The 23,714-nt window shown below is 36.2% G+C and carries 30 protein-coding genes; 14 read left to right on the plus strand and 16 right to left on the minus strand.

Annotated elements, in window-relative coordinates; genetic code table 11:
- Positions 1-475: 475 nt before the first annotated feature.
- Complete coding sequence (locus MKY02_RS04020) at positions 476-742, minus strand: DUF3055 domain-containing protein (protein WP_038188587.1); 267 nt, start codon at positions 740-742, stop codon at positions 476-478.
- An 89-nt stretch (positions 743-831) separates the two neighbouring features.
- Here MKY02_RS04020 and MKY02_RS04025 point away from each other — a divergent pair, with 89 nt between their 5' ends.
- Both MKY02_RS04025 and MKY02_RS04030 read left to right on the plus strand, forming a co-directional pair.
- Positions 832-1,284: a DUF86 domain-containing protein gene (locus MKY02_RS04025; RefSeq protein WP_340708748.1), complete on the plus strand. Its 453-nt coding sequence runs from the start codon at positions 832-834 to the stop codon at positions 1,282-1,284.
- Positions 1,281-2,045 (plus strand): TIGR01457 family HAD-type hydrolase, encoded by a 765-nt coding sequence (locus MKY02_RS04030; RefSeq protein ID WP_076065716.1) that lies wholly within the window; start codon positions 1,281-1,283, stop codon positions 2,043-2,045. Before MKY02_RS04025 ends, MKY02_RS04030 begins: the two co-directional genes overlap by 4 nt.
- A gap of 52 nt (positions 2,046-2,097) precedes the next feature.
- On the opposite strand, the gene MKY02_RS04035 is transcribed toward MKY02_RS04030, so the two are convergent.
- Entirely contained in the window at positions 2,098-2,334 is a 237-nt protein-coding gene (locus tag MKY02_RS04035; RefSeq protein WP_038188577.1) for a YuzB family protein, read from the minus strand.
- Between the two features lie 155 nt (positions 2,335-2,489).
- Here MKY02_RS04035 and MKY02_RS04040 point away from each other — a divergent pair, with 155 nt between their 5' ends.
- Positions 2,490-3,557, plus strand: coding sequence for an NAD(P)/FAD-dependent oxidoreductase (locus MKY02_RS04040; protein WP_038188575.1), 1,068 nt, complete (start codon positions 2,490-2,492; stop codon positions 3,555-3,557).
- 61 nt (positions 3,558-3,618) lie between these two features.
- Here MKY02_RS04040 and MKY02_RS04045 read toward each other — a convergent pair whose 3' ends face one another.
- Entirely contained in the window at positions 3,619-3,951 is a 333-nt protein-coding gene (locus MKY02_RS04045) for a YuzD family protein (protein ID WP_038188572.1), read from the minus strand.
- 328 nt (positions 3,952-4,279) lie between these two features.
- Here MKY02_RS04045 and MKY02_RS04050 point away from each other — a divergent pair, with 328 nt between their 5' ends.
- Positions 4,280-4,501 (plus strand): NifU family protein, encoded by a 222-nt coding sequence (locus MKY02_RS04050; protein WP_038188571.1) that lies wholly within the window; start codon positions 4,280-4,282, stop codon positions 4,499-4,501.
- A gap of 83 nt (positions 4,502-4,584) precedes the next feature.
- On the opposite strand, the gene MKY02_RS04055 is transcribed toward MKY02_RS04050, so the two are convergent.
- On the minus strand, positions 4,585-5,286 hold the full coding sequence (locus tag MKY02_RS04055) for a DUF2225 domain-containing protein (protein WP_340710681.1): 702 nt from the start codon (positions 5,284-5,286) through the stop codon (positions 4,585-4,587).
- 144 nt (positions 5,287-5,430) lie between these two features.
- Here MKY02_RS04055 and MKY02_RS04060 point away from each other — a divergent pair, with 144 nt between their 5' ends.
- The 4 genes from MKY02_RS04060 to MKY02_RS04075 all read left to right on the plus strand — a co-directional run bounded on the left by MKY02_RS04060 (position 5,431) and on the right by MKY02_RS04075 (position 8,406).
- Positions 5,431-5,793 (plus strand): HesB/IscA family protein, encoded by a 363-nt coding sequence (locus MKY02_RS04060; RefSeq protein WP_038188565.1) that lies wholly within the window; start codon positions 5,431-5,433, stop codon positions 5,791-5,793.
- Between the two features lie 404 nt (positions 5,794-6,197).
- Positions 6,198-7,415 (plus strand): NAD(P)/FAD-dependent oxidoreductase, encoded by a 1,218-nt coding sequence (locus MKY02_RS04065; protein WP_038188562.1) that lies wholly within the window; start codon positions 6,198-6,200, stop codon positions 7,413-7,415.
- A 60-nt stretch (positions 7,416-7,475) separates the two neighbouring features.
- Positions 7,476-7,973, plus strand: coding sequence for an NUDIX domain-containing protein (locus tag MKY02_RS04070; RefSeq protein WP_038188549.1), 498 nt, complete (start codon positions 7,476-7,478; stop codon positions 7,971-7,973).
- Positions 7,974-8,076: 103 nt separating this feature from the next.
- Entirely contained in the window at positions 8,077-8,406 is a 330-nt protein-coding gene (locus MKY02_RS04075; RefSeq protein ID WP_038188547.1) for a YuiB family protein, read from the plus strand.
- Between the two features lie 66 nt (positions 8,407-8,472).
- Here MKY02_RS04075 and MKY02_RS04080 read toward each other — a convergent pair whose 3' ends face one another.
- A complete protein-coding gene (locus MKY02_RS04080; protein WP_038188535.1) occupies positions 8,473-8,946 on the minus strand; it encodes a divergent PAP2 family protein in 474 nt (157 codons plus the stop codon).
- 155 nt (positions 8,947-9,101) lie between these two features.
- Between MKY02_RS04080 and MKY02_RS04085 the strand changes: the two genes are divergently transcribed.
- Both MKY02_RS04085 and MKY02_RS04090 read left to right on the plus strand, forming a co-directional pair.
- The gene (locus tag MKY02_RS04085) at positions 9,102-10,610 is read left to right on the plus strand and encodes a leucyl aminopeptidase (protein ID WP_076034576.1); all 1,509 of its coding nucleotides are present in this window, start codon (positions 9,102-9,104) and stop codon (positions 10,608-10,610) included.
- A gap of 67 nt (positions 10,611-10,677) precedes the next feature.
- Positions 10,678-10,911 carry a hypothetical protein gene (locus MKY02_RS04090; protein ID WP_051448801.1) on the plus strand — a complete coding sequence of 78 codons (234 nt, stop codon included), beginning with the start codon at positions 10,678-10,680 and terminating at the stop codon, positions 10,909-10,911.
- Positions 10,912-10,955: 44 nt separating this feature from the next.
- Here MKY02_RS04090 and mnhG read toward each other — a convergent pair whose 3' ends face one another.
- Genes mnhG through MKY02_RS04125 form a run of 7 tightly spaced genes read right to left on the minus strand, consistent with a single transcriptional unit; the run spans position 10,956 to position 16,725 of the window.
- On the minus strand, positions 10,956-11,333 hold the full coding sequence (gene mnhG / locus MKY02_RS04095) for a monovalent cation/H(+) antiporter subunit G (RefSeq protein WP_038188527.1): 378 nt from the start codon (positions 11,331-11,333) through the stop codon (positions 10,956-10,958).
- Positions 11,317-11,598 (minus strand): Na(+)/H(+) antiporter subunit F1, encoded by a 282-nt coding sequence (locus MKY02_RS04100; protein ID WP_038188525.1) that lies wholly within the window; start codon positions 11,596-11,598, stop codon positions 11,317-11,319. Before MKY02_RS04100 ends, mnhG begins: the two co-directional genes overlap by 17 nt.
- Positions 11,595-12,074 carry a Na+/H+ antiporter subunit E gene (locus MKY02_RS04105; protein ID WP_038188523.1) on the minus strand — a complete coding sequence of 160 codons (480 nt, stop codon included), beginning with the start codon at positions 12,072-12,074 and terminating at the stop codon, positions 11,595-11,597. Before MKY02_RS04105 ends, MKY02_RS04100 begins: the two co-directional genes overlap by 4 nt.
- Positions 12,075-12,080: 6 nt before the next feature.
- Positions 12,081-13,565 (minus strand): Na+/H+ antiporter subunit D, encoded by a 1,485-nt coding sequence (locus MKY02_RS04110; protein WP_076034589.1) that lies wholly within the window; start codon positions 13,563-13,565, stop codon positions 12,081-12,083.
- Entirely contained in the window at positions 13,558-13,902 is a 345-nt protein-coding gene (locus tag MKY02_RS04115; RefSeq protein ID WP_038188520.1) for a Na(+)/H(+) antiporter subunit C, read from the minus strand. The genes MKY02_RS04110 and MKY02_RS04115 overlap by 8 nt, the downstream gene beginning before the upstream one ends.
- On the minus strand, positions 13,902-14,324 hold the full coding sequence (locus tag MKY02_RS04120; protein WP_038188517.1) for a Na(+)/H(+) antiporter subunit B: 423 nt from the start codon (positions 14,322-14,324) through the stop codon (positions 13,902-13,904). The genes MKY02_RS04115 and MKY02_RS04120 overlap by 1 nt, the downstream gene beginning before the upstream one ends.
- Positions 14,311-16,725 (minus strand): Na+/H+ antiporter subunit A, encoded by a 2,415-nt coding sequence (locus MKY02_RS04125; protein WP_038188514.1) that lies wholly within the window; start codon positions 16,723-16,725, stop codon positions 14,311-14,313. The genes MKY02_RS04120 and MKY02_RS04125 overlap by 14 nt, the downstream gene beginning before the upstream one ends.
- Before the next feature lie 165 nt (positions 16,726-16,890).
- Here MKY02_RS04125 and MKY02_RS04130 point away from each other — a divergent pair, with 165 nt between their 5' ends.
- On the plus strand, positions 16,891-17,448 hold the full coding sequence (locus MKY02_RS04130; RefSeq protein ID WP_038188511.1) for a DUF5366 family protein: 558 nt from the start codon (positions 16,891-16,893) through the stop codon (positions 17,446-17,448).
- Positions 17,449-17,506: 58 nt separating this feature from the next.
- Here MKY02_RS04130 and MKY02_RS04135 read toward each other — a convergent pair whose 3' ends face one another.
- Positions 17,507-19,360, minus strand: a complete 1,854-nt coding sequence (locus MKY02_RS04135; RefSeq protein ID WP_076034577.1) for a transglycosylase domain-containing protein — start codon at positions 19,358-19,360, stop codon at positions 17,507-17,509.
- 150 nt (positions 19,361-19,510) lie between these two features.
- Positions 19,511-20,725, minus strand: a complete 1,215-nt coding sequence (locus MKY02_RS04140) for an MFS transporter (RefSeq protein ID WP_038189105.1) — start codon at positions 20,723-20,725, stop codon at positions 19,511-19,513.
- A gap of 276 nt (positions 20,726-21,001) precedes the next feature.
- Between MKY02_RS04140 and MKY02_RS04145 the strand changes: the two genes are divergently transcribed.
- Together MKY02_RS04145 and MKY02_RS04150 are read left to right on the plus strand one after the other, a co-directional pair.
- Positions 21,002-21,592, plus strand: coding sequence for a peptidylprolyl isomerase (locus tag MKY02_RS04145; protein ID WP_038188505.1), 591 nt, complete (start codon positions 21,002-21,004; stop codon positions 21,590-21,592).
- Positions 21,593-21,610: 18 nt separating this feature from the next.
- Positions 21,611-21,829 carry a hypothetical protein gene (locus tag MKY02_RS04150; RefSeq protein ID WP_038188496.1) on the plus strand — a complete coding sequence of 73 codons (219 nt, stop codon included), beginning with the start codon at positions 21,611-21,613 and terminating at the stop codon, positions 21,827-21,829.
- Positions 21,830-21,850: 21 nt separating this feature from the next.
- On the opposite strand, the gene MKY02_RS04155 is transcribed toward MKY02_RS04150, so the two are convergent.
- Positions 21,851-23,029: a MalY/PatB family protein gene (locus MKY02_RS04155; RefSeq protein ID WP_038188493.1), complete on the minus strand. Its 1,179-nt coding sequence runs from the start codon at positions 23,027-23,029 to the stop codon at positions 21,851-21,853.
- Between the two features lie 75 nt (positions 23,030-23,104).
- On the opposite strand from MKY02_RS04155, the gene MKY02_RS04160 reads away from it, so the two are divergent.
- Positions 23,105-23,365, plus strand: a complete 261-nt coding sequence (locus tag MKY02_RS04160) for a DUF1871 family protein (protein WP_038188490.1) — start codon at positions 23,105-23,107, stop codon at positions 23,363-23,365.
- A 51-nt stretch (positions 23,366-23,416) separates the two neighbouring features.
- On the opposite strand, the gene MKY02_RS04165 is transcribed toward MKY02_RS04160, so the two are convergent.
- On the minus strand, positions 23,417-23,632 hold the full coding sequence (locus MKY02_RS04165; RefSeq protein ID WP_327192149.1) for a helix-turn-helix domain-containing protein: 216 nt from the start codon (positions 23,630-23,632) through the stop codon (positions 23,417-23,419).
- Positions 23,633-23,714 lie beyond the last annotated feature (82 nt).

Genomic DNA, 23,714 nt, shown 5'->3' on the forward strand with positions numbered 1-23,714 from the left:
ACAGGACGTCGCGAACTTAGGTTGCCTTCCTAAAGTTAGATATCCAGCTTCAGGCGCTAACGGCTCGAGGTCGTTTCCGTTCTCTCGGTCAAAAGCGGGAGTGATGCTTTTGATTCGAGAACTCCAACGCTTGTCGCCGTTGGACGAGCGCCTTCAGCATTAAGGTTTATCCAGCTTCAGGCGCTAGCTGCTCGGGTCGTTTCAGTCGGGCGCTCAAAGTCAAAGAGCGACTTTGGCTTCCGCCTTCCAACGACCTCGCAGCAAAACGAGCGCCTTGGGCTAACAGGATGTTAGTCATGCAACCGTTGCGACAGGACGTCGCGGACTTAGGTTGCCTTCCTAAAGTTAGATATCCAGCTTCAGCGGCCAGCCCCTCGAGGTCACTTCCACTTTCTCGGTCGAAAATTGAAAAGATATTTTCGATTCGAAAGTTCCAGTGCTTGTCGGGGCTGAACGGGCCGCTTCAGCATTTAGGTTACCCAATTAATTCATGTAGGTAGTCTCGTAGTTCTTGTGCTTCGTCTTCGGGACGGTTGTATACTTGTTCTAAGTATCCTGGCTCTTCTAGGTCGTCTGAGCCGAGAATAGCAAAGCGGCCGAGTTGCATATCTAAAACGAGCACTTTTCCAAAAAAGCGTCCGCTTTGTAAAATTGCTAAATCATAGCGTTGCGATTCGCCTGTGAAGCTAACAAAACGAGTCTTTGTATCTTCAACATCGTCGTATAAGAAAAATCTTTCCATTGCGTGTGCAACTCCTTCCGATTCTAAAGATATGGTACTATAGAAAGGAGTAGACTATCAACTTTTATAATTTGAATGGAGGAAGTACTGTGTATTTCGTTGATCGTAAAAAAATAATAAAAAATCTTGAATATATGAATTCATTAATAGTGGTTTTTGAAGGCCAAAAAGACTGGTTATCAGATGATATCCGTAAATTGGCTGTGGAGCGTATTGCGAATACATTAATCGAAGCAATAATTGATGTGGGTAACTCTATGATTGATGGTTTTATTATGCGTGATCCTGGAAGTTATGAAGATATAATTGATATTTTAGTCGATGAAAAAGTCATTACACTTGAGATGGATCAACCATTAAAAGAGCTAATTGGATTAAGACGCGCACTTGTGCGTGATATTTTAGAAGTAAATGATGAAGAGTTAGTAGTTGTATTAAATAATAATATGGATGCTATTAAAGCATTTGCACCAAAAGTAGAGCATTATTTAGTGAATGAGCTAGGTCCAGTATCTGCGTTCATTCCAGAGGAACAAAAATGAAATCATACAAAGCCTATTGTTTCGATTTAGATGGGACTGTGTATAAGGGAACTGAACCTATTCCTACTGCTGTAGCTTTTATACATGCATTACAAAAGAAAGGAATTGAGCCTTTCTATATCACCAATAATGCACGTATGACGCAAAATCAAGTACAGCAGAAATTACTGAAAATGGGGATATGTGCACCTGAAGCGCATATTTTAACTTCAGCTATCGCAACTGCAAAATATATCAGCAATCAATATCCAAATGCAACAGTGCAAATGATAGGTGGAGATGGCTTAAGAGAAGCTCTTCTTGCTGAAAATATAAGGTTCACTTCTGAACAACCGGATGTGTTAGTGCAAGGTATTGATCTGGAATTAAATTATTCTAAAATAGAAAATGCTTGCTATGCTATACAAAATGGTGCAGATTTTGTAGCGACCAATGGTGATATTAAATTTCCAAGTGAAAAAGGCTTTGCACCAGGAAATGGATCGATTGCTGAGCTAATTCATAATGTGACAGGTGTGGAACCTACGTATATCGGAAAACCACATCCTCATATGCTAGCAATTTTACAGCAGATGAATGGGTTTGAAAAAGAAGATATGCTTATGATTGGTGATAATTATGATACGGATATATTAGCAGGTATCGGCTTTGGTATAGATACATTACATGTGAATACTGGAGTAACACCTACTGAATCTGTGTTGAAAAAGGATATCCAACCAACTTACAGCATTAATAGTTTACTCGATTGGCAATTGTAAAATAAAAGTCGCAAACTATGTTGTTCATTCACATAGCTTGCGACTTTTTTGGTTAAAATAAAGGATTCTCTTCAATAAATTGATAGACTTTTTTTGTTAATTCTTCCGGCGTTTCAGCTTCAACCATTTCGCCGTTTACTAGAGCATATAAAGAATTAGAGCATTTAGTACAATAGCTTAAACAGCCATATTCTAAAACATCTATATTAGGATCCATTTCTAGCACTTCAAATGTATCTTGGGAGCCATTTGCTAAATTACTAACACAAAACTCAACAAGCGGATTCATGTGCGCTTCACCTCACTACTCGAAATGCTACTATTTTTTTTTTCATTCGTCAATTTTCGAGTCTATATTGTGAAACTTCTCACAATCGTTTATACTCTTAGTGGACAGTTTTGAAATGAAACGGTATGTAATATTGTAAGAAGAAGGAGATTACTATGAGAAAATTAGTCTTATTAGGCGGTGGCTACGGTAATATGCGTATTCTTTTGCGTTTATTACCAAATAATTTACCAGAAGATGTACAAATCACTCTAGTAGACCGTGCACCATTCCATAGCTTGAAAACCGATTTTTATGCTTTAGCTGCAGGTACAACACCTGAGAAACATATTCGTGTAAGTTTCCCTGAAAATGAGCGGTTATCGATCGTTTATGGCGAAATTGAAAAAATTGATACAGTTAACAAAGCTGTACTATTAGAAGGTGGTAATAGCGTAGCGTATGATGATTTAGTTATTGGTCTAGGTTGTGAAGATAAGTATCACGGTGTACCTGGTGCGGATGAATTCTCGTACAGCATCCAAACAATGGCTAAATCACGTGAAGCTTATAACGCTCTTTGTGGCCTTCCATCTGGTTCTGTCGTAGGAATCGTTGGTGCAGGATTAAGTGGTATTGAATTGGCAAGTGAATTACGAGAAAGTCGTGCAGATCTTAAAATTAAATTATTTGATCGTGGCTCTCGTATTCTAAAAGATTTCCCAGAACGTTTAAGTAACTATGTTAAAAAGTGGTTCGATAATAATGATGTTGAAGTTATTGCGAACTCGAATATTACAAAAGTAGAACAACATATGCTACATAATCATGAAGAGCAGATTCCAGTAGATGCAGTTGTTTGGACAGCGGGTATTCAACCAGTTAAGGTAGTCCGTGACTTAGGTCTAGAATCTGATCGAACTGGTCGAGTAGTTATAACTCAATATATGAATATACCAAATGATGAACATGTCTATGTGGTTGGAGACTGCGCAGCTTCACAATTTGGTCCGAGTGCACAGTTAGCTGAAGAGCAAGCTGAACATATTGTTCGTATATTAAAATTGCGTTGGAAAAATGAAGCACTTCCGGAGAAAATGCCAGAAATTAAGCTAAAAGGCTTTATGGGTTCTTTAGGAAAGAAACAAGGCTTCGTCTATTTAGCAGATAAGACTGTAACAGGTCGAATTGCTCGCTTGATGAAATCAGGCTTGCTGTGGATGTACAAACGTCAAAATGGTTAAAAAAAAGCTGTCTCACGTACAATGATGAAACATTGTACAGTGAGACAGCTTTTTATTATATTTATTTATCGATTGGTTCAAAGCCTAATTTCTCAAGCTCCTTAAAAACAGGCTTTAACTGAATGTAGCCTTCTCCAATAATTTCATTATTAATTAATACTAATGGATAGAAAAACTCATCATCTCTTACTCGTTCTGCCCATTGTTTATGGCGTTCATTTTCAATAGGATTTTCTATATCAATATATGTGATTTGATAAGGTTGTTCCGGATATTTGCGATCTATTGCAGCTTGTAACCACTCATAAGTATCCTTGGAAGACGGTGCATTAACACAGCTTGCACACATGACACTAGCCCCGTATATTTCGATTGCAATTGTCTTTTCTGTCACTTACAATTCATCCTCTCGTTTACAATACTAAAATTTTTCCATATGTACTCACATATAAATATAAAGATAAACGGTAAGATTGTCACTTACAATTTTAAACTATTAAAAATTAGCTATTATTAACAAACACTGAAATCGCTCGGTAGATTAGACGAGAAAAATAGTTAAATAATTAATAGAACATAGCTATAAAAGATGAGGGATAGAATAGCATTTTTGGAGTGGATAGTAATTATAATATTGTTATACCATTAATTGAGCATTTTAATTACTTTCCTTTGTGTTCGTCTGATATTATAATAATTATAAGGAAAGGAGTCGATTGAAAATGCAAGAACAAGTACAAGAAGTTTTAGATAAATTACGCCCATTCCTTCTTCGTGATGGAGGAGACTGTGAATTAGTTGATATAGAAGATGGTATCGTAAAATTACGTTTACTAGGCGCATGCGGAAGCTGCCCAAGTTCTACAATCACTTTAAAAGCAGGGATTGAACGTGCGTTATTAGAAGAAGTACCAGGTGTTATTGAGGTAGAACAAGTATTCTAAACAACAACCGTATAGAGAAAAAAAAGAGCCAGTTTTTAAAAGGCTCTTTTTTTCTTATAGATAAGTGTAAATCACAAAAGGAATCATAGAACTTTGGTGTGTTCAGTCATTTCCTTTTCAAGTCTCATTGTTTGCCATTGTTCCTTGGCCATTTCAATAATTTTCGTCTCATTTGAACTACGTTGCTTTTCTATAACACGAGAGAAGTAGCGAATGGCTTCTTCGCGTTCTCCTAATCTTCTCGATAATTCGGCTATTAAGTAGATAACACGAACTTCCGACATAGAAGTACCGTTATGATCGCCATTGGAGAAAGCATCTATATATTGATTTCGAGCAATAAACATAAATCGATTTTCTAGCTCTTTGTTATCAAGCGTACGGTATAGCCAAGCTGTTCTTAATGCAAGTCCCGCTAGTGTAATATGCTTTTCTTTTTTTATATGTCCACAAACTAGTGCTAATTTATATACTTGAAGTGCATCATCTATAGTTCGTTCTTTATCAAATGAATGTTTTTTCCAATGCAAGCTGATTTTTTGATCGATCTCTTCTGATATGCCTGGTCCAAAATATTTTGTAAAGTCTTCCGTGAAAGAAAATCCACAGTGCTCACAAACAAATGCATTATATAAAAGAGGGTTAACATCATTTTCGTATAACGGATGAAAATCACTTTCATTATTACTAACCTTAATAAATTTTGATCGCACTTTTATTGTTTTAAATTTCTTTTTACAATGAATGCAGTCTATTTGCTTCTCGTAATAAGGTGGAATTTCCATAATGTAGTCCTCATTCCCTATTTGTATATATGAATCAATTATACCAGATGAAAAGCCTTTAGATGTGTCAAATTTCCGAGTATGAGATGTTTTACTCCAACATAAATTATTGTTATGATAGAAATATGAAAGAAGGTGACACAGATGACGCAAGTAATTGAAATTACTGAAGCTGCTGCTATCCATGTAAAAGAAATGATGCAGCACAATGAAGAAGAAGGCTCTTTTTTACGCATTGCTGTAAAAGGTGGCGGCTGTAGTGGTCTGTCATACGGTATGGGATTCGAAAACGAAAAGGCAGAAAATGATTTTATACAAGAAGAACATGGTTTACAAATTCTTGTTTCCAGTGAAGATGCACCAATCTTAAAAGGAACTAAAATCGATTATAAAGAATCACTAATGGGTGGCGGATTTACAATTGATAATCCAAATGCTATCGCATCATGTGGTTGTGGAACTTCGTTTAGAACAGCCAAAACAGAAGGTACTCCTGAAAGTTGTTAATCTAAAAACTATATAAAAAAACCTTCTCATTTCGATAACTTTGAGAAGGTTTTTATTTTTTTATGGATACTTTATTTTTTTAGGGGAATAAATAAACTAATATTTAGCATCTAATTAGTTGCTTATGAACGAATATTATGCATGTATTTATCATAATGATAAATTGACAAAAATTAATAAATTATACTAAAAGGGATAAATAGAAAAAAAACAACCCTGAAATAGTAACTTAATTAGCTCGTTTTTTCAACATTACTCTATTGAAATCAGTTAACAAAAGGTCTAATATAGTATGTAGGTATTTTGTCGAAAAATAGACACACTGATGGTAGAGATGAAGTATGTAAAATACTTCTTTTTTATTGGTCAGAGAATATAAAATTTTAAAGGTGGTTTCGATTCTAGTGAATAGACCGAAAATATTAATATTGGGTGCAGGATATGGTGGCTTAACAACAGCTGTTAACTTGCAAAAGAAAATTGGTTCTAATGTAGCCGATATTACAATTGTAAACAAAAACTCATACCACTATGAGTCAACTTGGTTACACGAAGCTTCAGCAGGAACTCTATCTCCAGAGAAAGTACGTTATGACATTCAAAGTGTGTTAAATAACAAAGTTAACTTTGTACAAGCAGCTGTTGAATCTATTGACGCTACAAATAAAAAAGTAATTACTGATGCTGGTGAAATGTCATACGATTACCTAGTAGTAGGTCTTGGTTTTGAAGGTGAGACTTTTGGTATCGAAGGTTTAGATAAATTTGCATTCGGTATTTCTGATGTAAACGAAGCTCGTAAACTTCGCGATCATATTAACTCTCAGTTCGCTGAATGGGCATCACAAGCTCCTGCTGAAAAAGATGATACCTTATTAACAATCGTAGTTGGTGGCGCAGGATTTACAGGTATCGAATTCCTTGGTGAATTAGCTAACCGTATTCCAGAGCTTTGCAAAGAATATGATGCACCGCAAGAAAAAGTACGAGTTGTCTGTGTAGAAGCAGCTCCAACTGTATTACCTATGTTCTCTCGTGAATTAGTAGAATACGCTGTTGGTTATCTAACTAAAAAAGGTATCGAATTCTCAATCGGTACTCCAGTAGTTCAAGCTACTCCTGAAGGCGTTAAAATTAAAAAAGGCGAAGAAGAATTCGAATTCATCAAAGCTGGTACTGTAGTATGGGCTGCCGGTGTTCGTGGTTCTCGCATTGTTGAAGAATCAGATATCCCATCTAAACGTGCTCGCGTTGCAGTTGATAAAGACTTACGTGTACCTGGATTCCCTGAAGTATTCATCGTTGGTGACTGTGCATTCTTAATGAATGAAGAAGCTGGTCGTCCTTACCCAACAACAGCTCAAATCGCTATGCAACAAGCAATCACTGTTGCTGAAAACCTTATTGCTTTAATCGAAGGCAAAGACACTAAAGAATTCGTACCAGCACTTAAAGGTACTGTATGTTCTCTAGGTGATTCTGATGCAATCGGTGAAGTTTTCGGTAAAGAAATCACAGGTAAATCGGCTTCATTCATGAAAAAAGTAATCGATAACCGTGCACTTTACATGGTTGGTGGCGCTGGCTTAGTTCTTAAAAAAGGTAAATTTAACGTACTATAATTATACCTTTCACACTCCCTTCAGTTATTATAACTGTAGGGAGTTTTTTATTGGGAGGTAATGTCATTGAATAAACAAGACCGTATGAAAGTTTGGTTAGGTGTATCAGGTTTAGTAGAGAATAATAATGGTGAATGGCTTGTAGTGATGAAGCGCTATGGTGGTCTTGATGGTAAATGGTCATTACCTGCTGGTTTTGTACAGCCAGCTGAAACTGCAGATCAAGCTGTAATTAGAGAAATAAAAGAAGAAACAGGAATTGACGCTACCATTCTAGGCTTAATTGGTTTGCGGACAGGCGTACTAAAAAATGATATAAGTGATAATTTAGCCGTTTTTCATTTAATAGCGAATGATCCATTACAGCCAGTTGTTGCACAATTAGAGGAATTATATGAGGCATGTTGGATGTCTCCATTAGCTTTAAAAGAGGACGAGCGTACGTCGTTAATGATACTAGAGTTATTAAAAACAGAAATTAATGCTCGTAAAAGTGCATTAGATAATTTAGAGCCAGATAATATATTTGGCTATACCGCATATAAATTGTTTTTCTAGTAATATTTGAATTATGACAAAGCTTTGAAATTACTTACTAGTCGTTGAAAGCATTGTTCCAATCATGTACACTTATGAGAGGAAAAATGGAGGTTTCGAATATATGGCTGGTTCATTTTCAATTGTACAATTGGTATTATCAATGATATTATTCCTCGTTATGTTCTTTGGTATCGGGTTCTTAATCAATATGTTACTCCGTGCTACTTGGTTCATGGCGATTGTCTACCCAATAGTAGTCATCTTCATTGTTGATGAAGTGGGTTTTTTCGATTATTTCTTTAAGCCAGGAACGGCATTCCCGGCATTAGGGGATAAACTAGTATCATTACAATTAGTTGATATTCTTATTCTAGCAAGTGGACTTGCAGGCGCTATTATTGCAGGTTTAGTAATGAAAGCACTACGAAGAAATGGCTATCGTATGTTCTAACTTGAATATTCGATTCACAAAAAAAGCAGTGTCACGATTTTATATCGGACACTGCTTTTTTACATTTTAAAAGATTGTATAGACGAAAACTGAAATGAGTATGCCAGTTAAACTTCCGAAGAATACTTCGCTTGGTCTATGACCTAGTAGTGTTTTTAGCTCTTGCATTTTCTCTTCTTCTTTTTTGTTTATCCAGCCTTTCGCTTCATTGACGAAGACTTGGAAATCTTTGCGCAGTTGATTAATAATGACTGCTTGTTGTCCTGCTTGATAACGTATTCCAGTTGCATCAAACATAACGATTATAGCAAATACCGTGGAAGCAGCAAACAAAGGTGAATCCACACCACTTTCAAAGCCAATAGCTGTTGTAAGGGCTGATACAGCCGCAGAATGTGAGCTTGGCATGCCGCCAGTAGATGTGAAAAGTGACCAATCGATTTTCTTAGTTGCAATGAAATGAATAGGAATTTTAACAAATTGTGCAAAGATAATTGCAAAAAGTGAGGAGAGCAGGGGAATATTGTGAAGAAGCTCCATTAAATCAGCACCTTTCTAGCCTAAAATAAGTTAGTAATACTATAACATAGGACAGAACATTGAAAAAACTCTAAGGAAATTCGGAATCCGAACATTTCGTATGATGTAATATTTTTGATATAATAGAATTGATAATATAGGAATGGAGGATTCAAATGAACATTATTAAAGAAAGTCAAACATTTCAATCTGCACAAGCAGATATATTAATTGTTGGTGTATCTAAAAATCAAGAACAGTTAGTAGGGTGGGGAGATTTCGTAGAAGTCTTTGGAAATCCAATTACAGAATGGATTAAAGAAGGGGATATTGCTACGGATCTAAAAAAACTAACGAAAATCCCATGCTTTATACCATCAACTCAAGTGAAGCGTATACTATTTGTTGGACTTGGAGACCGCAAAATGTTAAGCACAGATGAATTACGCGAATCATTCGGCTTAGTTGGAAAAGAACTACATAAACTAAATGTTAAAACAGTTTCAATATGGTTAGATTCATTTGTAACTGCTGACATTGACCCGACTGAAGTATCAATTATTGCAGCTGAAGGCACGGGTTTAGGTTATTATAACGTACAAAATTACAAAACGACGTCTAATGCAATTGATGTGAAAATAGAAGAAGTCAGTTTCATTACGACAGCAGATACGCAAGAAATAGTGGCTGGTTTTGAAGTAGGACAAATATATGCTGAAGCTGTAAATGAAGCACGTACTTTAGTGAACTTACCAGGTAATATATTAACTTCTGCAAAATTAGCAGATTATGCGGAAGAACTTGCTAAACAATATGATTTCGAAATTGAAATTTTAAACAAAGTTCAATTAGAAGAGCTAGGAATGGGTGCTATTTTAGCTGTCAATAAAGGTTCAGTAGAAGAACCGCGTGTTATTACGATTAAATACCAAGCAACCGAGAAATGGGAAGATGTCATTGGACTAGTTGGTAAAGGTGTTACATTTGATACAGGTGGCTATTCTATTAAAACTAAAACGGGACTAGTTGGTATGAAAGGCGATATGGGTGGAGCTGCTGCTGTACTTGGCGCAATGAAAATAATTGGCGAATTACGTCCAAACAAAAACGTCATCGCTGTTATTGGTTCAACAGACAATATGATCTCAGGTGAAGCTTTTAAACCAGATGATGTTATTACAACATATAGTGGGAAAACTGTAGAGATATTAAACACGGATGCGGAAGGTCGTCTCGTATTAGCAGATGCTGTAACTTATGCAAAACAACAAGGTGCAAATTATATCATCGATGTGGCAACATTAACAGGAGGCGTCATTACAGCTCTTGGTTATGATAAAACTGGTGCTTTAACAAATGATGAGACATTATTTGAAACATTCCTTGAAGCTGCTGAAGAATCAGGAGAATTCGTATGGCGTTTACCTTTAACAGAAAACGATAAGAAACGAATTCGTAAAAGTGATGTAGCAGATTTAAATAACTCTCCTGGTTCTGATGGGCATATGATTTTCGGAGGAGGATTTGTAGGAGAATTCGTTGGTGATATACCTTGGATTCATTTAGATATAGCTGGAACTTCAGATGCTCATGGTGCACATGATTTAGGACCTAAAGGTGGCACCGGCGTAATGGTGCGTACTCTGGCAACATTTATCGAGCGTTTAGCAGAGGAAGATATATAGTGAAATAGGCCAAGACCTAGCTGTTCTTTTCTATGATACATAGGATAGAAAAGAAAGGAGGAGGCTTATGTTTCCATTTCGCGGCGGATTTTTCGGCGGACCATTTTTTGGTGGTTTTCTTGGTGGTTTAGTTGGATCATCCATTAGACCACATCAACATTACAATCGTTTTTATGGACCAAACTATGGACCAAACTTTGGGCCAAATTATGGACCAAATTACGGACCGAATTTTGGACCGAACTTCGGGCCACAATGCGGACCACCGTTTGGACCTCCATGTGGTAGACCTTACTGGTAAAATAAAAGCTTTTGTCCCATTTGTATGGAGACAAAAGCCTTTTTTCATTCTTTTTCTTTTATAGAAGCTTCTTTCATTTTGCGTTCATATTCTGGTTTTAATTCATCCTTTACAGTACCTTTCCATGCTTTTACACCTGAAAAGTATGCTGCACGAGCTATAACATGGCCACCAACAGGACCTGTGATGAACAAAAATAAAATACCGAGTAAAATACGAGGATTAAAATGATCTTCTATTAACCAAAAGTGTAAGAATACGCCGATTAAAATACTCATAACACCTAATGTAGCACTCTTAGAAGCCGCATGAGACCGCGAATATACATCAGGTAGTCTAATTAGGCCAATCGCTGTAACCATGATAAATATCGCTCCAAAAGAGATTGTTAAAACGATTAATATATTAGCGAGAATTGTCACGTTCTATGATCTCTCCTTTCTCTATAAACTTAGAGAAAGCTACAGTACCGATAAAAGATAGAATCGCTAACAGTAAAATAATATCTAAATAGAAACTTGTTTTGATGAAAATGGAAAATAGGCCAACTAGAGATATGATAGAAACACCTATTGAGTCAAGTGCTATCACACGATCTGGAACAGAAGGCCCTTTCACAAGGCGGTAAACTATACCGACTAGTGATAGTGTCACAATGACAATAATAGCCCAAATAAAGTACGTCATGAACGACTCACCTCCAGGATGGCCTTTTCAAAGGAATTTTTGATAGAGTCAACTGCTGAATCAACATCATCAATATCAATTGCATGTATATAAAGTGTTTTTGAATCATCCGACAGATGGACAACGATCGTGCCAGGAGTCAAAGTTATCAAACTGGATAACAACGTAATTTCCCAGTCTTGTTCTAGTTCAGTTTGCATAGCGAAAAATGCTGGATTCATATCAAGCTTAGGCTTAATGATAACCATAAATACTTGGAAATTAGCGAGTATCAGCTCTTTCATAAACAGAACTACCAGTTTAATTACTGCCCAAAATCGACTAATATATAGACGACTAGTGAAGAAATTTCGCATAATATAAATCATGATCATACCTAAGATGAAACCTACTACAAAGTTACTTGAAGCGAAGTTAGTAGACAAGAACATCCATATAAATGCGATAAAGAAGTTTAATAAGATTTGAAATGCCATCGTCATCTACTCCTTTAACACGGCATCTGTATACACAGATGGATTATTTAATATATTTCCTGCATCTTGCATAAATGGTGTAATCCACTCTGAACCAACGCCATAAAATACCGTCAGCACTACTAGAATAACAGTGGGGATAAACATCATTCGATAGTAACCTTTTTCCACAGGTTGTAATGGACTTTTCTCTTTGCCCCAAAATGCATAGATGAAAATGCGAATTACAGATAGTAAAACGACTAAGCTGGATAATAAAATCCATAAACTTCCCCATAGATTACCTGCTTCAAAACCTCCACGAACGATTAAAAGTTTACCTATAAAACCGCTTAATGGTGGGATACCAGCAAGTCCAAATGCTGCGATTAAGTAAAACCATCCTAAAGCAGGATGAGTTTTCATAAGACCGCCCATTTTCCGTAAATCTGAGGTACCTGTAACAGCAATGACGATACCAACTAAGAAGAATAGTGCTGCTTTAATTAGCATGTCATGGATCAAATAAAACATTGCGCCCATTAAAGAATTGTCATTCATTTGAGATACCCCAAATAAAATAACACCGACTGCAATAATAATGTTATAAATAATGATTTTCTTTACATCGAAGTATGCTAATGCTCCAATACATCCGGCGAGAATCGTTAGCACTGATAAAATCATTAATAGTTCATGCGTAAAGCCCATATCATGTACGAAGAATAGCGTATATGTACGAGTAATAGCATAAACGCCAACCTTAGTTAATAACGCTCCAAATAGTGCAAGCACAGGAATAGGAGGAGCGGCATATGAAGAAGGTAACCAGAAAAACAGTGGGAAAATGGCTGCTTTTAATCCAAATACAATTAAGAATAAAACAGCAATGACGGTAATAATACCGGGTTGCTGAATGTCTGCAATTTTCACAGCGATATCAGCCATATTTAGCGTGCCTACAACCGAATATAGATAAGCTACTGTAATAACAAAAATAGCAGATGAAATTACATTGACTAAAATATACTTAATGGACTCTCGTAATTGTGCCTTTTCGCCACCAAGAACGATTAACAGGTATGATGACATTAACAACACTTCGAAGAAAACGAATAGGTTGAAGATATCACCTGTAGTAAAGGCACCATTCACACCGGTCAGCATAAATAAAATACCTGGGTAGTAGAAGTACGATTCACGTTCTTTACCTATAGCTGCAATGCTATACCATACAGTAAAGAAAGCAAGTATAACAGATGTTAGAACTAGCAATGCAGATACCATATCTGAAACCATCGTAATCCCAAATGGAACAGGCCAGTCCCCAAATGTTACAACTTGCGGGCCTTCGTTTTTCACTTTAAATAACAATACAATAGCAGCAACTACAGCAATTGATAAACCTGTCATTGCTCCAGTTCGTTGAAAACGAATATTTTTTGGTGCAAACATCAACAACATTCCAAAGAAGAACGGGATGATGATTGGCAACAATAGGAAATTACTCATCATCTTCATCAGTTCCTCTCATTAAATTCATATCATCCGTGCCAAGCTCTTGATAAGCTCTATAAGCTAGTACTAAGAAGAAAGCAGTAACACCAAAGCTAATAACAATTGCTGTTAAGATTAACGCTTGTGGGATGGCATCAGCCATATTTGTAACGCCTTCTGATAACACTGGAGGTGCACTGCCGCCTAAACCACCCATTGTTAAAATAAGTAGGTGAGCACCGTGGCTAAGAAGGCCAGTACCAATAATAATGCGAAGTAAACTTTTAGATAGCATTAAGTAGACAGCTGCCATGAATAGAAAACCAATGGCAATGGCCATTATGACTTCCATCAATCATCCCCTCCAATCGATTGAATGATTGTTAACGTAACACCAACAACTACTAGATAAACACCTGTATCAAAAAGCATTGCAGTATGCAATTCAGTATCACCAATTAACGGTAGATAGAAATGGTCAAAATAATGCTTGAAGAAAGGTTTACCCAAAAACATACCTATAGAAGCAGTTCCGAGTGCTAAAACTAAACCACTAGCAGTCATAATTGTATAGTTGATCGGTAATAATTTTTGAACAGTTTTTAAATCATAAACCAACAGTAAAAGTACGATGGCGCTTGAAGTAAGTAAACCTCCAACAAATCCGCCACCAGGTGCAAAGTGACCTGCTAAAAAGACATGAATTGAAAAGAGAAAGATGATAAAAAATACGACATGTGAAGTCGTTTTTAATATGACATCATTTGTTTTCATGCTCATTCTCCTTTCTACTTAGGCGGAGTTTAATCATACCTAAGATAGCCATACCAGCAATAGATAACACCGTAATTTCAAATAATGTATCGAATCCACGGTAGTCTACTAAGATTACGTTTACGATATTACCACCACCGGCTAATGTATTGACGGTTTCTTTGTAATACTCCGTAATAGAAGGTACAAGCTTTTGAGATTGTGCAGACAAAGCAACGAGTGTCACCATTACACCAACACCTAATGAGATGATAAAGTTGTTTAAGCGGAATCGAATCCGCTCTTCATGTCGACTAAGTTTCGGTAAATGATAAAACGCAAGTAAGAATAGTGCTACCGACACCGTTTCAATAACGAGTTGTGTTAAAGCTAAGTCTGGCGCGTTAAAGATAACAAAGAACAGCGCTACTGTATAACCTACGGCTCCTAACGCAATGATGGCTGTTAAGCGTGATTTTGAGAGCAAAACAGTTATAGTGCTAATAATCAGGACGAGAATTAAAATAATCTCATACACATGAATTGGTGCTGTACCCTCCATCGAGAAACTAAAAGCATCTTTTACAAATAAAGTACTAATAGTAATGACAACGATGAAAGAGAACATATAGACTAAGTAATTGCGAATTGAACCAGTCATATATAGTTTTGAAATAAAATTTAAATCCTTATCTAAGAATGTCATGAATCGGTCGTATAAACGATTGAGTGACAACCAATCTGGTGCGATTTTGTATAACTTTTGCCATTTTGGAATCGTTAAGAATAGCAAGAAGCCAACAATGAAAATACCGATTGTCATAAATAACTCAGTATTAAAGCCATGCCAAGCAGAGACATGAATTGGAATAGCACTAGCTGAGTCATATAAGAATGGTTGAATAGCTAGAACAGCTGGTTTTACAAAAACGTCTCCAATTATATTGGGGATAAAGAATATGATTACCACAAGTGCAGCTAAAATTATTGGTGAAATAAGCATACCAATAGGTGCTTCATGGGCTTTTTTCGGTAATAATTCAGGTTTATATTTACCGGTAAATGTTTTGAATACAAAATAGAAGCTATAAACGAATGTAAAGACGCTTGCTATCCAAGCGACGATAGGGAAGATAGTTCCCCATGTATCCATTGCAAAAAGATTAAAATCCTTTATAGCAAGCATAGATGTTAAGAACATTTCTTTACTTAAAAATCCGTTAAATGGTGGAACACCAGCCATTGAGAAACTGCCGATTGCTGCAACTGTAAAGCTGATTGGCATAAGACTCATTAATCCACCGAGCTTGCGAATATCACGTGTACCGGTTTCATGATCAACGATACCTGCAATCATAAATAGACTACCTTTAAATGTCGCGTGATTTATAAGGTGAAAGATAGCTGCAAAGGCAGCAAATTTAAATACAGTATCCTGCGCTTGGTCAACATGGAATGCAACAGCTCCTGCACCAAGCAAAGACATAATTAGTCCTAATTGACTGACAGTTGAAAAAGCTAATATGCCTTTTAAATCTGTTTGCTTTACAGCAAAGAAAGAACCCCAGAATAATGTAAATAAACCGACTCCCATAACTAGCCACACCCAAATTTCTGAGCTAGCATAGATAGGTGTTAAACGTGCTACTAAATAGATACCGGCTTTAACCATCGTCGCAGAGTGAAGATATGCACTAACTGGTGTAGGCGCTTCCATCGCATCAGGTAACCAAATGTAGAATGGGAACTGTGCAGACTTTGTGAATGCCCCTAAAAGAATAAGTACTAGTGATAGGGTGAACCAATCATGTGAAACAAGTGTTGGAGCTTGTGCGATGAGTTCGCGTATAGAGTACGTTTCACCCATAATGGATAAAAGAATGAAACCTCCTAGCATCATGAGGCCACCAAATATAGTAATCATCATCGATTTTAATGCACCAAATCTAGAGCGATCACGGTCATACCAATAGCCGATTAATAAGAAGGAAGAAATAGATGTTAACTCCCAAAATAGATATAAACTAATTAAATGGTCTGATTGTACAACGCCCAGCATGGCACTCATGAACATTAACAAATAGACATAGAAATTATGTAATTGTTCACGTGTACGATCTAAGTAGAAGATAGAATAAAGAACGACTAAGGCACCTATTCCCGTAATCAGAAGCGAAAATAACAGGCTTAAGCCATCAATATAGGAGATAAATGAGATATCAAGTGATGGAACCCAATTGACCTTTGAAACAATGGTTTCTCCATGCATCACTCTCGAAATATAAGAGGCATAAATGGCTGCTAACACAACTGGAACAATTAATACAAACCAGCCAGTATGGATTCCTCTTACCTTCTTAAAAAGAACAGGTATAAAGATTGCAGCGATAATTGGTATGAATATAAATAATACTTGTACCAAATAAATCCTCCTTTCAAAAAAACTTAATATGCAGTCAACAAATCATATTATAGCTCATTATACATACATTTGCATGGCATAATCTTTATTGTTTCCCTTGATAGTAAGGGTATTTGTTCGATATTATAAATAGGAAATAAATAATAAAATAATCGAGGAATTTAGATGAAAAACCCTTATGTTTATGGATATTTACCGCTGATTACGATCATACTTTTTAGTTTAACTTTTGGATTGTATACGGTAACAGAATCCATTGAAGTCTTCAAATCTATTGGTGTATACACAGGTATGCGCGAGTTTTTATCAGAAATACAGTTACGTGTATTTTTATTAATTGTTTTTGCACTTTGCTATTTTATGTTGTTCTCTGCATTAAAGTTGATAGGAGAGACAATTCATGAATTAGCAATGCTGTTCTTTTCAAAAGATATTGATGGTAAAACAGTCGCTGAAGCACGGGGAGGAAATGTTATTTTCTTCTTTGGAGCCATAGCTTCTGCTTTCGGCATTCAATCGTTCATGTTATTAATGATTATTTTCTTACTGACGGTCCTTACATACTTTATTTATGTCATTTATAAAATTAGTAATCATATGACGTTAGGTGCTACGATTGGTGTTTTAATATTTGATATTTTACTTTGGAGTATCTTAATAACATTAATTGTTTATGTCATTTTTAAATTGTATAACGGTATTTTAGCAAGTTTACCAATTTAAATGTTGGGAACATAAAAAGCTGTCAGGGGATATAACTCACCCACGACAGCTTTTTGTTTTATTGCATAATATTAGAGAATATACGATGATGTATTTTAGCATTTTCAAGCCAGTACATATTTCTAGGGCGGTCAAATCCAATCCATACTGCAGAAGTATAGCGATCTGTTAAGCCTGCAAGCCAATAATCACGATAATCATTAGTAGTCCCCGTTTTTGCACCTACATAAGGAGAGTTAATATGAATACCAACTCCCGTTCCATTTTGAACAACATCCGTTAATAATGTTCGCATATGCTGGATGGTACTAGGTGACCAAACTTGTTTTTGCTTTTGCTCCCATTCATATCGAAGCTTGCCATCGCGACTTTGTACTTGACGAATGGCATGAACTGGCTCGTAATCCCCGTTAATAAAGCTAGTATAGGCATCAGCTAATTCTAATGTCGTAACACCATGTGTTAATCCACCTATAGCGGCAGGATAGATGTGATCAGCGTTTGATAATGAATCAAATTGAAATGGCTTCAAGAAGGAAAATGCTTTGTTAGCACCAATTTGATGAAACAAACGCATAGCAACAGTATTGTAACTATTTCGGAAACCTTGTTGAAGCGTTACATTGCCAATCACTTGTCCACCATAGTTTTGAGGGCAGTAAGAGCCAATGCAGAAAGGCTGACCGCTCACAATCGTATTAGGAGTTGCTGATGTGGTTTCAAAATAAGGTGCATAATCAATTAATGGCTTAAATGCAGAACCTGGCTGACGTACTCCCTGAAATGCTCGATTATAATCAAATTTCTCATACTCCTTACCTCCATAAATACTAACAATTTCACGATTGTTATTATCAATAACAACGGCTGCTGCTTGTAAATCTTGAGTATAGGAAATGGCTTGATCGATTGCATTCTGGTCAGCTCTTTGCTTAATAGGAGATAGGGCAGTATCGATAATCAGACCATCATTTAGCAAAGTATTAACCCTTTTAGTCAGCTTTTTATTAATGCCTCTTTTTTCAGAAGTTGTTTTAGCTGCTTTAAGTTGCTTTGTAAATCCTTCTTTGTCGGCGATTAATGATCGTAATTCACTTAATACATACGTACTATAGGCAGGGTAAAGTTGTTTTTTCTGCTTGATAGTAAGTGTTATTTTTTCTTTTTTAATTTTCTTTCCTTGTTTCTTTGTTAGAATTTCCTTATCCACTAGTTTGTTGATAAGGCGTTCCTGTCTTTTTTTTGTATTAACAAAATGTTTGACAGGGTCATATAAAGAGGGGTTATTTGGAATGGCCGCTAAAAATGCCATCTCAGCTTTTGTTAGTTTATTTACTGGGCGTTGAAAGTAATAAGTTGATGCACCACCAATACCATAAACGCCATTACTAAAGTACATTTCATTCAAATACATATTTAAAATTTCGTCTTTAGAAGCTTTTCTTTCTAACTCATATGAATAGAAAATTTCAAGTACTTTTCGCTCATAAGATTTTTCCTCTGATAAATAACGCATGCGAACAAGTTGTTGCGTGATGGTACTCCCACCTTGGGAAGATTCACCACTTGATGAGTTTGCAACAATAGCACGCGCAATGGCACTTAAGTCAAAGCCGATATGTTCATAAAAATGCTCATCTTCACTATATAAAAATAGTTCTTGAACAAACTCTGGAATATCCGCAAGCTTCATAGGTTTGCGCCATTCTGTATATTCCTCTGAAAAGGTATCCTTATTTTGATCTCTTATGACAGTTGGAATGAGTGAGTTTGTCGCATCTAACTGAATGGAAGATGTGAATTTTTTATCCAAAGTATTAGCTGTATTCTTTTCTATTGAAATTTGTTCGAATAGAAAAAACAGTAAAGGAATACAGAGGATAATAATAAGACTACCAACTACTTTTCTCAATGATACCCCCCTCAATTAAATGTTTCTATATGTATAGTAAGGTTAAAGAAATGAAAACGCTCATAAAAAAGAATAGCACATTTTACAAGAAGGCTGTAAAAAAATAAAGTATTTCTCAGCCGTAATCTAATAAAAATATGCTATCCCAATTTACGATTCTAAAATGTCTTCTAAATGCTGTTTTGGATATTTACGTGTCCACTTTAATAAAATGAAAGCTATTAAAAATAATGAGCCTGTTACGTAGAAAACGGAAGAAATTCCGATAAATCCACTGACGATTCCCCCAAATGTAGGACCGATTATATTCCCTAGGAAACGAAAGCTTGTATTATAGCCCATGACTTCACCTTGGATATCTATAGGTGCTTCGCGACGTATTAGAGCCGTAGTAGTAGGAATTAGACCACCAACTGCAATACCGAACAACAATCTAAGTCCCATCAATTGCCAAAGTGATGTCACAAATGCTTGTGGAATAATGAAAACAACAGCTATTGCTAAAAGAATTGTTAACACCTTTTCATAACCTATTTGGTCACCAAGCCTGCCCCAGAACCTTGCGAATAATAAGTTCCCAACACCTGCAGCACTAAAGGTCAGTCCAGCTAGAAAGGCAACCTGCCCACTAGTTGTTAAATCGGATACATAAAGAGAAAGTAAAGGTTGAATACTGAAATTTCCGATTTGAATAAGACTTGTAATCATCATGACATTAAATAATAAACGATGATGGAATATGCCTTTTAATACTGCTATTCGAGAGTATACAATCGCATTTTTCTTTTTCACTTTTTGGATTTCACGGACACCGAAAATGATAAGTAGGGCAGCAGTTGCAATGGAAATCGCAGTAATAATAAACGTATACTGAAAACCGAATTCATCTGCCAACAAACCACCGACAACTGGACCAAAAAGTGTCCCTGTTACACTCCCCATTTGTAGAGTTCCTAGGGTTTTTCCTGCAATTTCTTTTGGTGTTTGTCTACTTATAAACGCAAGAGATGTCGGGATGAATCCCGTTACAATACCCATGAATAAGCGTAATAAGAAAAACTGTTCTACACTTTGTACATGTCCCATAAAGAAAATACTGATCGATATGCCAAAGCCATTAATAATTAAGATTGGTTTATAGCCATATTTATCTGCAACTCGTCCCCAGATAGGTGACATTAGAAAAGCAGACACAAATGTGGCACCAAAGATTAAACCTGCCCATTTTTGGACATAACTTTCGGTGAAATTGCCCATCGTTTCAATGTATAATGATAGAAAGGGCATAATCATAGTAGTTGTTCCTGCAACTAACAAGTTAGCAAACCAGATAATGATAAAATTGCGTTTTTGCTGTGGGTTCATATGAGCACTTTCTTTCGCTGTATTATTTGGTCTATTCGTAGTATAAAGCATTATGAATTTTGAATGAAGCTCTTCAAATGCTAATGATGGAGTTTTTAACTGAAAAATAGTGTGAATTGTGATAGACTATGACGAGGTATCCAAGTAGTATACGCAACCTCAAAGTGTTGAAGTTATTAAGGTTGCGATGGTGGGATAAACCCACTTTAAAAATTACTTTTATTTTCCCCGTAAAAAGGGTAACTAAACATTCACGATTTTAAAGGAGAGTATATTATGTATCCACAATTAACAACTGAAGTACAAGCAAACGAAGCATTAGTAGAAATGAAAACGACTTTAGGTTCAATCAAGATTAAATTATTCCCAGAGCATGCACCTAAAACAGTTCAAAACTTTTTAACTCACGCTGAAAATGGTTATTATGACGGTATCATTTTCCACCGTATTATTAAAGACTTCATGATTCAAGGTGGAGATCCAACTGGTACAGGTATGGGTGGAGAAAGCATTTATGGATCAACTTTTGAAGATGAATTTTCAAATGACTTATTCAACATTCGTGGTGCTTTATCAATGGCTAACGCTGGTCCAGGTACAAACGGAAGCCAATTCTTCATCGTTCAAATGCCATCAGTTCCAGCTAACATGATCGGACAAATGAAAGATGCTGGCTATCCAGAAGAAATTATCGCAGCATATACAGAAAACGGCGGTACACCTTGGTTAGACCACAAACATACTGTATTCGGTCAAGTTGTAGAAGGTATGGACATCGTTGATAAAATGGCTGATGTAGAAAAAGACATGCGTGACAAACCACTTGAAGACATTTCAATTCAATCAATTGAAATTCTTCAAAAATAATAATTGGAGTGTTCTCAGATGAAAACTTGGGTATTAAATGAGTTTCTCTATTTTCCTGAAGACAAATCGGAATATCTTCCAGCAGCAATTGAATTAGCAATTATTTTAGTTCTATGTGTCGCTGTGTTTTTTACTGTTAAAAAAATGGCCAAAAAACAAGAGCTTAAAACAAAAATGCTAGAGGAAGAAATTCTTCAAAATCGTCAACAAGATGCAAAACAAAACCAGTCGAATTAGATTCGACTGGTTTTTCTTTGCTTATTTAAATGCTTTTATAAATCTTTCAATGCCGTCCTGTACAGTTGCTTTTGAACAGGCTACATTCATACGAACGAATCCGAGACCTGATTCCCCGTATTTAGAACCTGGATCTAAAGCGAGTTTCCCAGTATGTAACAAGCGTTCCATCACTTCTTCTTCTTCTTCTAAACCAGTTCCACGGTAGTCAATCCATAATAAGTATGTACCCTGAGGTTTTACAATTTTAATGCCAGGAACAGCAGCAGGAATCTGCTCAATAACAAGGTCCATATTAGCTGACACATATGACAATAACTCAGTTAACCATTCTTCACCTTCAGTATATACGGCTCTCATTGCATCAATAGCAAAAATGTTAGGTCCCATTTGACCATGCGAAGCAGCATTTTGTAAAAGTTTATCACGCATAGAATCGTCAGTAACAATCATCATAGCTACTTGTACACCTGCTAAGTTAAATGTTTTCGTTGGTGCCATACAAGTAATAACACGAGCAGCCTCTTCACCAGCAATTTTTGCGAGAGGGATATGCTTTTTACCATCAAGTATTAAGTCTGCGTGAATTTCATCTGATAAAATCAGTACATCGTGTTTTGCACAAATTCGAAGCATTTCACGTAAATCGTCCTCACTCCAGACGATTCCCCCTGGATTGTGTGGGTTACATAAAATGAATAACTTCACTGCTTCTTTTGCTGCACTTTTTTCAAACGCTTCAAAGTTTAGTGAATAATGACCATCTTTTTCTACCATTACACACTCTTCCATCTCACGTTTTAACGCAATCGGAACATTAGTGAATGGAGGATAAACAGGCGGGGTGATTAAAATCTTGTCTTTTGGCTTTGTATAAGCTTCAACAATAGATGCAATGGCAGGGACAACACCACTATGATAGAGAACCCAATCCTTTTCGATTGTCCAATTATGGCGCTTTTCAACCCAATTGACGAACGTTGCTGTTGTTGCATTATCTGCAACTGCATAACCTAGCACAGGGTGTTCTAAACGCTCACGGATGGCTTTAGTTACTACTTCAGGAGCAGCAAAATCCATATCTGCAATCCACATTGGTAAGATATCTGATGTATCTTCAATTTGGTAAATTGCCTTCATCATATCCCATTTTACTGAGTTTGTATCTCGTCTATTAATCACTTGGTCAAATCTACTCAAGTATATCCCTCTTTTCTTTTTTTATATCTATGTTATCATAACCATTAAAGATGAAAAGTAAATAGGTGAAAAAATATGGAGAATATTGCAATGAATAGAAAGGCTATACATATCCTTTCTGAGTGGGATCCTTTTGAAATGGGGAATTTCACATATGATACGGAAGCAGCCGATGTCGTAGCGGAATTACAGCATATTGATGATCCAACTGTGTTAGGTAAGAAAATTCAAGGAATTTACGAGCAGTCATTCGAAAGATGGATTCCTATAGAAGAATGTATCGGAATTTCATATAAGCTATTAGCCGTAAAATTTGAAGCCAAATGTATCGTATAAATGAAAAAGCCTTATTGCTCGATGAAACTCGAGCAATAAGGCTTTTTTTACTTAATGTAATTGTAAACCGTCCGTTAAGTTAGACAATGGAACTTCTAATGCATTTGAAAGCTTGAAAATCGTCTCTTTTGAAGGAATATCTTCTCCAGATTCATAGCGCCCTAGTTTCCCTGCACTAACACAAACTTGTAAAGATAATTCCTCGAGTGAAATATTACGTTCACCACGAAGTTGGCGAAGCTGAGTATGAAAATCTTGAATCATCATAATAAATAAAGCACTCCTTTCAAATCGTCTACAATAATAATAATTAAATTATATCACGGCTTGAGTGAAGAAATTTCTAACT

The organism is Viridibacillus sp. FSL R5-0888 (assembly GCF_038009105.1).
GTDB classification, from domain to species: domain Bacteria; phylum Bacillota; class Bacilli; order Bacillales_A; family Planococcaceae; genus Viridibacillus; species Viridibacillus arenosi.